At 62.8% G+C, this 11,925-nt stretch carries 12 protein-coding genes; 8 read left to right on the forward strand and 4 right to left on the reverse strand.

The window, feature by feature from the left end; genetic code table 11:
- Nucleotides 1–72: 72 nt before the first annotated feature.
- Nucleotides 73–627: a DUF4142 domain-containing protein gene (locus tag X773_RS55900; RefSeq protein ID WP_023677111.1), complete on the forward strand. Its 555-nt coding sequence runs from the start codon at nucleotides 73–75 to the stop codon at nucleotides 625–627.
- Between the two features lie 247 nt (nucleotides 628–874).
- The gene (locus X773_RS55905) at nucleotides 875–1,117 is read left to right on the forward strand and encodes a hypothetical protein (RefSeq protein ID WP_023677112.1); all 243 of its coding nucleotides are present in this window, start codon (nucleotides 875–877) and stop codon (nucleotides 1,115–1,117) included.
- 105 nt (nucleotides 1,118–1,222) lie between these two features.
- On the opposite strand, the gene X773_RS55910 is transcribed toward X773_RS55905, so the two are convergent.
- The gene (locus X773_RS55910; protein WP_023677113.1) at nucleotides 1,223–1,939 is read right to left on the reverse strand and encodes a DUF1236 domain-containing protein; all 717 of its coding nucleotides are present in this window, start codon (nucleotides 1,937–1,939) and stop codon (nucleotides 1,223–1,225) included.
- Between the two features lie 204 nt (nucleotides 1,940–2,143).
- Between X773_RS55910 and X773_RS55915 the strand changes: the two genes are divergently transcribed.
- The 4 genes from X773_RS55915 to X773_RS55930 all read left to right on the forward strand — a co-directional run bounded on the left by X773_RS55915 (nucleotide 2,144) and on the right by X773_RS55930 (nucleotide 5,472).
- Nucleotides 2,144–2,443: a DUF1236 domain-containing protein gene (locus X773_RS55915; protein WP_023677114.1), complete on the forward strand. Its 300-nt coding sequence runs from the start codon at nucleotides 2,144–2,146 to the stop codon at nucleotides 2,441–2,443.
- Nucleotides 2,444–2,788: 345 nt separating this feature from the next.
- Nucleotides 2,789–3,637, forward strand: coding sequence for a MetQ/NlpA family lipoprotein (locus X773_RS55920; RefSeq protein ID WP_023677115.1), 849 nt, complete (start codon nucleotides 2,789–2,791; stop codon nucleotides 3,635–3,637).
- Between the two features lie 133 nt (nucleotides 3,638–3,770).
- Nucleotides 3,771–4,835 carry a methionine ABC transporter ATP-binding protein gene (locus X773_RS55925; protein WP_156937352.1) on the forward strand — a complete coding sequence of 355 codons (1,065 nt, stop codon included), beginning with the start codon at nucleotides 3,771–3,773 and terminating at the stop codon, nucleotides 4,833–4,835.
- Nucleotides 4,816–5,472, forward strand: a complete 657-nt coding sequence (locus tag X773_RS55930; RefSeq protein ID WP_023677117.1) for a methionine ABC transporter permease — start codon at nucleotides 4,816–4,818, stop codon at nucleotides 5,470–5,472. Before X773_RS55925 ends, X773_RS55930 begins: the two co-directional genes overlap by 20 nt.
- Before the next feature lie 45 nt (nucleotides 5,473–5,517).
- Here the strand turns inward: X773_RS55930 and X773_RS76385 are convergent, their stop codons facing one another.
- From X773_RS76385 to X773_RS55940, 3 genes are read right to left on the reverse strand one after another with little or no spacing between them, the layout of a single operon-like run.
- Complete coding sequence (locus X773_RS76385) at nucleotides 5,518–5,892, reverse strand: hypothetical protein (protein ID WP_023677118.1); 375 nt, start codon at nucleotides 5,890–5,892, stop codon at nucleotides 5,518–5,520.
- Nucleotides 5,889–7,574, reverse strand: coding sequence for a hydantoinase B/oxoprolinase family protein (locus X773_RS55935; protein WP_023677119.1), 1,686 nt, complete (start codon nucleotides 7,572–7,574; stop codon nucleotides 5,889–5,891). The genes X773_RS76385 and X773_RS55935 overlap by 4 nt, the downstream gene beginning before the upstream one ends.
- 1 nt (nucleotide 7,575) lies before the next feature.
- Complete coding sequence (locus X773_RS55940; protein ID WP_023677120.1) at nucleotides 7,576–9,660, reverse strand: hydantoinase/oxoprolinase family protein; 2,085 nt, start codon at nucleotides 9,658–9,660, stop codon at nucleotides 7,576–7,578.
- Nucleotides 9,661–9,878: 218 nt separating this feature from the next.
- Between X773_RS55940 and X773_RS55945 the strand changes: the two genes are divergently transcribed.
- Together X773_RS55945 and deoC are read left to right on the forward strand one after the other, a co-directional pair.
- Nucleotides 9,879–10,706 carry a ferredoxin--NADP reductase gene (locus X773_RS55945; protein WP_023677121.1) on the forward strand — a complete coding sequence of 276 codons (828 nt, stop codon included), beginning with the start codon at nucleotides 9,879–9,881 and terminating at the stop codon, nucleotides 10,704–10,706.
- Nucleotides 10,707–10,868: 162 nt separating this feature from the next.
- Complete coding sequence (gene deoC / locus X773_RS55950) at nucleotides 10,869–11,918, forward strand: deoxyribose-phosphate aldolase (RefSeq protein WP_031211867.1); 1,050 nt, start codon at nucleotides 10,869–10,871, stop codon at nucleotides 11,916–11,918.
- Nucleotides 11,919–11,925 lie beyond the last annotated feature (7 nt).

Below are 11,925 nucleotides of genomic sequence, written 5' to 3' on the forward strand. Positions count from 1 at the left end.
ACGACCAGGCAACCTCGCCGCAGCTTGCGCGTTGAGCCATCGGAGGGATGACATCAGCCTCGGAGAACCCCCATGAAAACCCTTCTATCCATCACTGCGGCAGCGATGATGGCTGGCGCACCTTTGGCTGCTTTTGCCCAATCGGCGACGCTGACGCCTCTAACGACCGACACCATGAGCAAGGTTGACACCGCGACGTTCGTCAAGACCGTGCCCATCGCCAATACATTCGAAATCGAATCGAGCCGACTTGCGCAGACGCAGGCGACTGCCGACGACGTGAAGGCATTCGCGGCGCAAATGGTCACGGACCACACCAAGGCCGGCGAGGACTTCAAGGCGGCGCTCAGCAAGGGTCAGACGACTTCGGCCACCGCGCCAGCCGGCCCGTCGCTGGACACCAAGCACCAGGCGCTGCTCGACCAACTCAAGGAGGCCAGCGGGGACAGCTTCCAATCGAAATATATCGACATGCAGACCCAGGCGCATAAGGAAGCGGTGGCGCTGTTTTCCGCTTACGCGAATTCCGGCGACGATCCGGCGATGAAGGAGTTTGCCAAGAAGACGCTGCCGGTGCTGCAAATGCACGAACGTCATGTCAAGAACCTCGCTGCCGCGCATCAATGAGAGCGAAGAGTGCCTTTTGCAAACGAAAGGCCGCCCCACACACGGCCTGTGTGACGCGGCTGTCGTCCGGCCACACGGCCGGGAACAAAGCACCGAGAGTGCCGTTATTTATCCGGCTTGTTCGGGGAGGATCCAATGGAAGGCGGCATTCGCGGGGCCTCAAGGATAGTAGCGCCGGCTTTCGGCGCCGTCCTGGTCGCCGCTGTCACAGGCTGAAATCGCTTTCCGAACGGGACAGGCTGCCTTCATGCGCTACGGCGAGATATTTGCAAATGTTACGGCACTCATGTTGCTGGCCTTGATGATTGGCGGCGTCTTCGTCCTGTTTGGAGAGCCGCTGTGGCCGCGGCACTACGCGAGAATGGTGCTGGTTACGGATATCGATGCCATGACCACCGCGTCAGTCCGAACAAGCTGCGTGCCCAGTCCCTGCCTGCCCGACACCATCGATCACACCGTGCTCACTCCTCGCCCCGAGGACGGACCTTGATTTGCGATTTGCAGACGCTGGAGCCGGGTACGGAAAAGCCCGCCGCCCGAGCTGCGCGGCGGGCTTTTTTGGTGCATCAACCCACGGTAGACCGTCTGGCCACGACTAGGTCAGGATAATCACGATCTCGTAGGTATTCGGGTCGACGATGACGATCCGGCCGTCGGCGAGCACGAAATACTCATAGCCTTCGTAAGCCGGAATGATCTTGACGATGCGCGCCGGCAGGCGATGCAGCCGGACCTTCTTTCGCGGAACCTCGACACCGACAGAGATGTCGAAATCGACGCTGGAAACCGGTTGGACGTTCGTCTCCTTGATGACCTGCGTGATCTCCGTCTTCTGTTCAACGGTCACATTGTTGATGGAAGCGGTCGAACTCTGGTCTTGCGTCTGCGTCGAGGCATTGCCCTGAGTCTGCTCGGTGGTCGTGGTCCCAGTCTTGCCCTGAGCCTGCTCCTCGGTCTTCATTTTCGTGTTGCCTTGGGCCTGCTCGGTGGTGGTGGTTCCGGCCTTGCCCTGAGCCTGCTCGTTGGTCTTCAGTTTCGGTTTGCCCTGGGCTTGCTGGTCAGTCGTTGCGCCGGCCTTGCCCTGGGCTTGCTCATCGGTCTTCAGCTTCTTGTTGCCTTGCGCCTGTTGATCAGTTGCAGCGCTGGCCTTGCCCTGAGCCTGCTCGCCCATTTTGGCGCCGTTCTGGCAATTGGCAGTGCCGGCTGCACAATTGGCGCCGGACTGGTCGTCGGTCGACTGCTGCGTCTGGGCAAGTGCAGCCCCGCAGCTGACGCTGATTGCTAGCATGCTGGTGATCAGAACGCCTTTCATGAGAGATCTCCTTGGAAAACGCGTCCCTTCACCGCGTAAAACCGCGGCTAAAAAACTTTGTTCCAAACTAATGGAGCGAAACGGCAAGCGATCCGAGTGGCGGAACAAGCTCCACCTGATGACGTTACCGGCCTATAGCGACCCCGCTGCGAACAGCATGACGCGGCGCAGCGCAGAGGTGGCTCACGACGAAAGGAGACGATCATGAGAATGCATCTTTCGGCAGCCGCGGCTGGGTTCTTGCTGCTTGCGGGTATTGGCGCCGCTGCCGCTCAGGACGTGGTCATCGAACCGCAGCAGGAGACGATCGTACGCGAGTATGTGAAAAAGCAGCCTCTGGCGTCCGTGCAGCTTCCCGGCGTGGAGCTCAATGTCGGCTCGACCCTGCCCGATACCGTCGAGCTTCATGAGGTTCCCGACGTCAAATACCGCTATGTCGTCGTCGACAATCGGACCGTCCTGGTCGATCCTGGCACGCGCAGGATTGTAAAGGTCATCGAGTGAGCAAGCGCGTCGCTTTGAAGGGACATGCGGCGCGTCCAGCATTGTCGACATCCCACACTGCTGCCCGTGTTGGGCATTCGGACGCAGAAAGGCCCGCCGCTTCGAAGCACGGCGGGCCTCATATCGGAGACGACGTCCGGACAATTTCTGAACCAGCATTGGCTTAGAACGCATGATCCCAGCACGCCCTGTGCTCGCCAGGCCCGAAACTTTGAGAGAATATTCCTGGCTTCGCATTTCGCGGGAAATACGGTGCTTTGATCCGACGGTCAGCATTCCCGATGATGCCAGCAAGGCTTGGCACTCCGCCTGGCCGCAACGACTTCAGAACCGACGGGATAGATCATGTCTGGGAATACCAACACTTTGCTCTCATTTCTCTCCGCAAGTATAAACCGGCGCGCCGGTCTGGCTGTACTTTTCGCGTCGGCGGTTGGGATTGTCGGCCTTGCTGCGCCGTCGTTCGCCGAAGACAAGACGGCGGTCAAGGTCGGCATCATGAGCGGCGAGGACGAGGATGTGTGGCGCGTCGTCACCGCCCAGGCGGCGGAGAGGGGGCTGACGATCGAGACCGTGGTGTTCAACGACTACACCCAGCCGAATGAAGCACTCGAGCGTGGCGAAATCGACGCCAACGCCTTCCAGCACAAGCCCTATCTCGACAACCAGATCAAGACGCAGGGCTATCACATCGTCCCGGTCGGCTATACCGGGGTCTGGCCGATCGGCCTCTATTCCAAGAAGTACACGAAGATTGCCGACCTGCCCGAAGGCGCCGTCATTGGCGTGCCGAACGACCCGTCCAACGAGGGCCGCGCACTGCGCGTTCTGCAGAGCGAAGGTCTGATCAAGCTCAGGGAAGGCACCGGCATTCTGGCTACGACGACCGACATTGCCGAAAACCCGAAGAAATTGGTCGTCAAGGAGCTTGACGCCGGGATTGTCGGGCGCTCGGTGGAAGACCTCGACGGGGCCGTGGTCAACACGGATTGGGCGCTTAAAAGCGGCCTCACACCGGAGAACCGCATCGCCCAGGAGGCGGTGGCCGACAATCCCTACCGCAACTTCATCGCGGTCAAGGCCGGCAATGAAAACCAGCCCTGGGTAAAGACATTGGTCGCCTCCTACCAGAACGAAAAGGTGAAGGCCGAATTCGACCGAGTCTACAAGGGAACCGGCATCAGCGCCTATTGATACCGAGCTCGACTTGGCGCTGAAGCCCGGCATGATAAAGCGGTCCGCGCTCCAACGCGGACCGCGATCGCGTTTTGCGGGCACGAATACAGGAACTTTCATGAACCAGCATTTCGCCTCGGTCACCGAAGTCATGCATCCCGTCGGCGGCCGCTCCGCGGGACCGAACGATGTCGTGCGCCTCATCGAGCTGAAGCGCTGCTTCGGCGCGACAGCGGCGCTGGACGGCGTATCGCTCAGCGTGCGCCAGGGCGAGATCCTCGGCATCATCGGCCGGAGCGGCGCCGGCAAGTCGACGCTGATACGCTGCCTGAACGGCCTGGAGCGGCCGGATACAGGACAGGTCTTCATCGAAGGCCGCGACATCAGCCGGCTCGGCGAGCGCGAATTGCAACCGCTGCGCCGGCGTATCGGCATGATCTTCCAGCATTTCAACCTGCTGTCTGCCAAGACGGTCGAAGACAATGTAGCGCTGCCGCTCAAGATCGAAGGCCGGCCAAGGGCCGAACGCCTGGCGCGCGCTGCCGAGCTGCTCGATCTCGTCGGCCTGTCGGAGAAGGCGAAAGCCTATCCGGCGTCGCTGTCGGGCGGGCAGAAGCAGCGCGTCGGCATTGCCCGGGCGCTTGCGGCGCGCCCGGCGCTGCTGCTGTCCGACGAAGCGACCTCGGCATTGGACCCGGAGACGACGCGCTCCATCCTCGCCTTGCTCAGAGATATCAACCGGCAGCTCGACCTGACCATCCTGCTCATCACCCATGAGATGGAGGTGATCCGTTCGATCGCCGATCGTGTCGCGGTGATCGACGCTGGGCGGATCGTCGAGCAAGGGCCGGTGTGGTCGGTGTTTGCCGATCCGAAGTCGGCGATCACACAAAGCCTGCTCGGCGGCATCCGGCCGCAATTGCCGGCGGAGATCGCAAGCCGGCTAACGCAGAACGCCGGCGTGGAGGCGATCCTCAGGATCGACGTGGCGGGTGAGGCCGCCCGAAGCCCGCTTTTGTCCGATCTTGCCTCGGCAGTTCCCGGCTCGTTCCGCCTCGTGCATGGCGGCATCGATCACGTCCAGCAGCAGCCTGTCGGTACACTGTTCGTGGCGGTCGCCGGCAGCAATGAAGCTCACCTGGCAGAGGTGATCGCGTTCTTGAAAGCCCGCCAAGCGCGGGTGGAGGTGCTTGGCCATGTCGCCGGTTCTGTTTGAGCTTCTCGCCCGTTCGATCTGGGAAACGATCCTGATGACGGCCGCCTCCGGCCTCATCTCGCTGGTTTTCGGGCTGCCGCTCGGCCTGGCGCTGGTCGCCACCGACCGCGGCGGTATCGCCGAAAACCTGTGGATGAACCGCGCGCTCGGAGCGGTCATCAACGGCTTCCGCTCGGTGCCTTTCATCATCCTGCTGGTTGCGCTGATCCCGGTGACGCGGCTGATCGTCGGCACCTCAATCGGCACCTGGGCAGCGATTGTGCCGCTGTCGATCGCGGCGACGCCCTACTATGCCCGGATCGCCGAAGTGTCACTGCGCGAGGTCGACCACGGGCTGATCGAGGCAGCACGCGCCATGGGCGGCAACCGCTGGACGATCATTCGAGAGGTGCTGGTGCCGGAAGCGTTGCCCGGCATCGTCGCCGGCTTCACGGTGACGCTGGTGACGCTTATCGGCGCCTCGGCCATGGCTGGCGCCATCGGCGCCGGCGGGCTCGGCGACCTCGCCATCCGCTACGGCTACCAGCGCTTCGAGACGTCCGTCATGATCGCCGTGGTCATCGTCCTGATCGTCCTGGTCTGCGGCATCCAGTGGGCCGGCGACCGGCTGGTCGCGAGGCTGGACCACAGGGCATAGCGGTGCGCAGCGGTCTGGGCGATATGCCAGCACCCGGTAAAACCCTCACTGCCGGTCCGGCTTCTCCACCGCGCTCAGCGCCGCCAAGCCTTGTAGCGGCGGCTCTCCGGCCTGCAGATATCGTTGGATCAGTTGCTCATCCTCTGCGCCTTTATAGGCTAACGGAATACCTCTGATTTGAGCGGGCATGTCCCAATCGAGCGGCCGATCCTCCGGCGCGAACCACTTGCATCGCCGAACCTCCACCCAATGCCGGCGAATTGACAAACAATTGCCGAGGCCGTCGTCTTCGTAGCCGAACTCCACTCCACAGCACGAACATATGATGGAGCTGGGTTCTTTGCCGTTCTCGCCCCATGGCAGATCGGGAGATTGATCGAGGCCGCAGACACGGCATTTGAATTTGTCTTGTGGATTCATTTGATCCCGAACAGGTCCCTGGCTTGCTCGGCGGTATAGTACTCTAGCCTGACGTCCCGAGCGACCAATTCCGGATCCCGCTGCAACGGATCGCCGTAGCCGCCGCCGCCCGGCGTGCTAACGCGCACGCGGTCGCCTGCCTTCAGCGCGATGTCCTGTTCCTTGGAGAGGTGCGGCGGCACATGTTCCTTGCCGTCGCGGAACACGGTGACCGTGTTGACCGCGCCGTCCTTGCCGCCGAGCGCGCCTTGCGGGCCGAAGCGGCCGTGATCCATGACGAAAGAGGCGCGGGCGTCGCCGCGCAGGATCTCGACCTCATAGGCGAGGCCAAAACCGCCGCGATGCTTGCCGGCGCCGCCCGAGCCTTCGCGCAGGGCGTAGTGGCGGTAGAGCACCGGGAAGGCCTGCTCCATGATTTCGACCGGTGGCGACTTGGAAATGCCGATGGTCGAGCAGCCATTGGTCAGGCCGTCGTGACCGGCATTGCCGCCATAGCCGCCGCCGGAGATCTGGTACATGACATAATCGCGGCCGCGGGCCGGATCGTTGCCGCCGAGCGCGAAATTGCCGCTGGAGCCGGCCGGAGCCGCCGTCACCTTGTCCGGCAGCGCCTGCACCATCGCAGCGAACACCGCCTCGGCAATGCGCTGCGAAACCTCGGCCGCGCAGCCCGATACCGGGCGCGGATATTTGGCGTCGAGGAAGGTGCCTTCCGGCCGCTTGACGATCAGCGGCTCGAAGGCGCCGGCGCTGATCGGCACGTCGGGGAAAATGTGCCGCATGGCGAGATAGACCGAGGACAAGGTCGTCGCCAGCACGCTGTTCATCGGCCCGGCGCAGGGCTTTGATGAGCCCGAGAAGTCGAAGCTGAGCGTGTCGCCTTTTTTCTCGACTGCCAGCGCGATGATCAGCGGCTCGTTTACCACCCCGTCTGAATCGACGAAGGCCTGCGAGCGATAGATTCCGTCGGGAATGGCCGATATGTTGACGCGCATCTGTTCAGCGGCGCGGCGGCGCAGTTCGGCGATCGCATCGACGACCGTTTCATCTCCGTAACGATCCAGGATTCCGTTCAGTCGGTCCTGACCGATCAGCAGTGCCGCCGCTTGCGCCCGGATGTCCCCAATGCGCTGGTCGGCGACACGGATGTTGGAGCAGATGATGGCGTAGATCTCAGGGTCGAGCACGCCCTTCTTGAACAATTTCACCGGCGGCAGCCGCAAGCCTTCCTGCTCCACCGCCGTTGCCGAGGCGGAGAAGCCGCCCGGCACCGAACCACCGATGTCGGGCCAGTGACCGGTGTTCGACAGCCAGCAGAATATTTTGCCGTCGCGGTAGACCGGCATGGCGAAGCGCACATCCATCAAATGGGTGCCGCCGAGATAGGGATCGTTGACGATGTAGATATCGCCCGGCTCGGGCGGCAGGCAGCGTCCGTCGGCGATCATCTCGATCACCGTTTTGGTCGAATACTGCATGACGCCGACGAACACCGGCAGGCCCTGGCTGCCTTGCGCGATCAGCGAACCATCGACTGCCGAATAGATGCCATCCGAACGGTCATTGGCCTCGGCGATGACAGGCGAAAAGGCGGCGCGCGAAAACGTCAGGTCCATTTCGTCGCAGACCTGCTGCAGGGCCGCCTGGATGACCGAAAGGGTGATGGCGTCGAGTTTTTCCATCTCAGGCCTCGCCGATATCGATGATGATGTTGCCGTCGGCATCCGATCGCGCCCGGTCGCCGGGCTCCAGCACAGTCGTCGCGTCCATCTGTTCGAGGATCGCCGGACCTTCGATTGTTGCGTCGAGCGGCAACTTCTCTCTGTTGTAGACCGGCGTGTCGTACCAGCGCCCGCCATACCAGACAGGCCGGATCTCGCGCCGCGCCTCTTCGAGCGTTTTGGCGCGCCCAGCCGGGTCGATCAGCCGGGACAGATCGATTGCCGGCCGCACGCCGGTGACCGACGTGTTGAGGTTGACCAGATTGGCGCGGATCTCGGGTAGCTCGACCTTGAAGCGGGCGAAATAGGCACTCTCGAACAGTTGCTGCAGTACCTGGCGTGTCACCGCAGACGACGGCAGCGGCACGTTGATGATATGCGTCTGGCCGACGAACTGCATGTCGGCGGAATGCGTGACCCGGATCATTTCCGGCTTCACCGCTTCCTTGCCGATCAGCTCCTCGCCTTCGTTTCGGTGCCGTTCCAATGTCTCGTGGAGTTGGATTTCATCGAGACGGGCCACCGGCTGGTTGACCGTATTAACGAAATCATGGCGCAGATCGGCGACGACGCAGCCGAGCGCATTGGTGATGCCCGGCCGCGCCGGCACCAGCACCTTGGGCAGGCCGAGCTCGCGCGCCAGTGCCGTCGCATGCAGCGGCCCGGCGCCGCCGAAGGCGAACAGCGCGAAATCGCGCGGGTCGTGGCCGCGCGACACCGACACCATGCGGATGGCGCCGGCCATCTTCACGTTGCCGAGCCGCAGCACCGCACCCGCCGCCTCGACGCCGGACAAGCCTGTGGCGCGGCCGATCCTGTCCTCGAATATGCCGGTGACCCGTTCGACGGTGACCGGGTTTTCCACCGCGAGCAGCTTCTTCGGCGCCAGCCTGCCGAGCACCAGATTAGCGTCGGTAATGGTCGGCTCCAAGCCGCCGCGTCCGTAGCAGATCGGGCCGGGATTGGCGCCGGCGCTTTCCGGGCCGATCTGGATCAGACCGGCCGCATCGACGCGGGCGATCGAGCCGCCGCCGGCGCCGACCGTATGCACCGCCACCATCGGCACGTGGATCGGCATCGCATACTCGATCTCGATCTCGTTCGACACCGCCGGCTCGGCGTTGCGGATCAGCGCCACGTCGGTCGAGGTGCCGCCCATGTCATAGGTGACCAGGTTTTCGAAGCCGGCGCGTTTTCCCGTATAGGCGGCAGCAATGACGCCGGAAGCGGGGCCGGACATGACGGTCTTGGCCGACTCACGTGTGACAAAGCGGGCCGAGATCATGCCGCCATTGCCGTTCATGATCAGGAAGTCGCGGGCGTAGCCTTTTGACGCCAGCTCCTTGCGCAGCCGCTCGACATAGCGTTCGAGGATCGGTTGCACCGAGGCGTTGACCGAAGCGGTGACGCCGCGCTCGAATTCGCGCGCTTCCGAAAGCAGCGCATGGCCTGTCGTGATGTAGCCGTTCGGCCAAAGCTCGGCCGCGATCTCGGCGGCACGCCGCTCATGCCTCGGGTTGGCGTAGGAATGCAGGAAATGGATGACGAGGGATTCGCAGCCGGCCGCGATCAGTTGTGAAATCGCTGCCCGCATCTCGGCCTCGTCGAGCGGTATGCGCACCGCGCCCGAGGCCTCGACCCGCTCCGACACTTCGAGCCGCAGATTGCGCGGAATGATCGGCACGAACGTGCCTGTCATGCCATAGGCTTGCGGCCGTGTCCGCCGGCCAAGCTCGATGACGTCACGAAAGCCGCGCGTGGTGATCATGCCGGTTTTGGCCAGCCGGCGCTCCAGCACCGCGTTGGTGGTGGTCGTCGTGCCGTGCACGATGAGGTCGATGCCGTCGACGGGAAAGCCGGTGGCACCAAGAGCTGCAACGACGCCGAAAGCCTGGTTGTCGACCGTCGTCGGGGTCTTGGCGATATGCACCCGGCCGCCGTCACGGCCGTCGATCAGAAGCAGGTCGGTAAAGGTGCCGCCGACATCGATACCGGCGACGACGCTGCCCGTCGAATCCAGAGCTTGCGCCGAAAAATTCTGTTCCATTGTCGAAACCCGAAATGCCCGAACTGCTTACATGCCTCAGTTTGGAAAGCTGTTTTACGGCGGCGTCTTGACGCAAATATCGTTTGTATACTAATAAATTCCGGACACAAGAGCTTACCGCTTCGGAGTGTGCAAACGGCACGCTGGAACCTGACCGGTTCGGGCGCGCAGGTGAAGATTTGGCGCGGGCGCTGAGCTGGCCCGGAAGGTTAGGTTTGATGAACACCATATCCGCGTTCAACACTGCCGGCGCCCGGCCGTTGCAGTTCCCGATACCGGCCAATGTCTATGCCGAAACCGTCGTCTCGGTGAAGCATTATACCGACCGGCTGTTTTCGTTCCGCATCACCCGGCCGCAATCGCTGCGCTTCCGTTCCGGCGAGTTCGTCATGATCGGCCTGCCCAATGCCGAGAAGCCGGTGTTCCGCGCCTATTCGATCGCCAGCCCTGCCTGGGACGACGAACTCGAATTCTTCTCGATCAAAGTGCCGGACGGCCCGCTTACCTCGGAGCTGCAGAAAATCGAGATCGGCGATACCGTCATCATACGGCAGAAGTCGACCGGCACGCTGGTGGTCGACGCGCTGACGCCGGCCAAGCGCCTGTTCATGATCTCGACCGGCACCGGCATTGCTCCATTCGCCAGCCTGCTGCGCGATCCCGATACCTATGAGAAGTTCGAGCAGGTTATCCTGACCCATACCTGCCGCGACAATGCCGAGCTCACCTACGGCCAGGAACTGGTGGCCGCACTGGAGAACGATCCGCTGATCGGCGAACTGACCGGCGGCCGCGTCACGCTGTATAATTCGACGACGCGCGAGACCTCCGAGCGCATGGGCCGCATCACCGCGCTGATCGGCTCGGGCAAATTCTACACCGATCTCGGCATCGACAGGCTCAATCCCGAAACCGACCGCATCATGATCTGCGGCTCGATGCATATGCTGAAGGACGTCAAGGAACTGGCCGAAAGCCACGGCTTCCAGGAAGGCTCGCTGCATCATCCGGCAAGCTTCGTCGTCGAGCGCGCCTTCGTCGGCTGAGACGCGCAGTTCAGCGTCCACTGATTCGAGACCCTGATTTTGATCATGCGGTCAAAAATCGGCTGCCTTGACTGTCTTTTTCCGCTATGACCGCTTGAAGGACTCGTGAAGCGCTGCTTCACGGTCTATCTTCGGCATAAGTCGCTGAACAAGGGGCAGGAGATGAGCAGCACAATCCGCGAAACCGACGTCGGCATATCGAAGGTCACGCCGCTGCCGGCACGCGCCGCCGCCAATGCACCAATCCCGCAAGCCCATGGCATTGCTCGCAATCCCGGCATGAGGCTCGATCTCGGCTTCATGGAATCGATGCGCGGCGTCAACCGCTCGGCGCTGGAACGCCGCGTCGCCAGCCTGACCAAAAGACGCTCGATCAAGGCCGATAACCAGGCCGCCTGGCTGCTGCGCGCCGTCGCCTGCATGGACCTGACGACGCTGAACTCGAACGACACGGAAGAGCGCGTGCGCCGGCTTTGTGCCAAGGCGGTCAACCCGTTCCGTCGCGACATTGCCGAGGGGCTCGGCATTACTGGTGAAAAGATCCGCCCGGCGGCGGTCTGCGTCTATCAGCCCTTCGTCGCCACTGCCGTCGAAGCGCTGCGCGGCAGCGGCGTCCATGTCGCCGCCGTTTCCACGGCTTTCCCGCACGGCCTTGCACCGCTTTCGACACGTCTGCAGGAGATCGAAGCATCGGTAAGGGACGGCGCCGACGAGATCGACGTCGTCATCCCGCGCGGCCTGGTATTCGGGGCGAAATGGCAGGAGCTCTATAACGAGATTGTCTCGATGCGCGCCGCTTGCGGCGAGGCCCATCTGAAGGTGATCCTCGGCACCGGCGACCTCGCGACGCTGCGCAACGTCATGCTCGCCTCGATGGTGGCGATGATGGCGGGTGCAGATTTCATCAAGACCTCGACCGGCAAGGAAAGCGTCAACGCGACGCTGCCGGTCGGCCTTGCCATGGTGCGCGCCATCCGCGCCTATTTCGAGGAAACCGGCTATCTCATCGGCTTCAAGCCGGCCGGTGGCATTTCCACGGCAAAAGCCTCGCTCGACTGGCTGGTGCTGATGAAAGAAGAACTGGGCCGGCCGTGGCTGGAGCCGGAGCTGTTCCGCTTCGGAGCATCGAGCCTTTTGACCGACATCGAGCGCCAGCTCGAGCATCATCTGACCGGCCACTACTCGGCCAATCATCGCCACGCGATGGCGTGATTCGGAG

It is taken from the genome of Mesorhizobium sp. LSJC280B00 (assembly GCF_000502835.1).
Classification (GTDB): Bacteria; Pseudomonadota; Alphaproteobacteria; order Rhizobiales; family Rhizobiaceae; genus Mesorhizobium.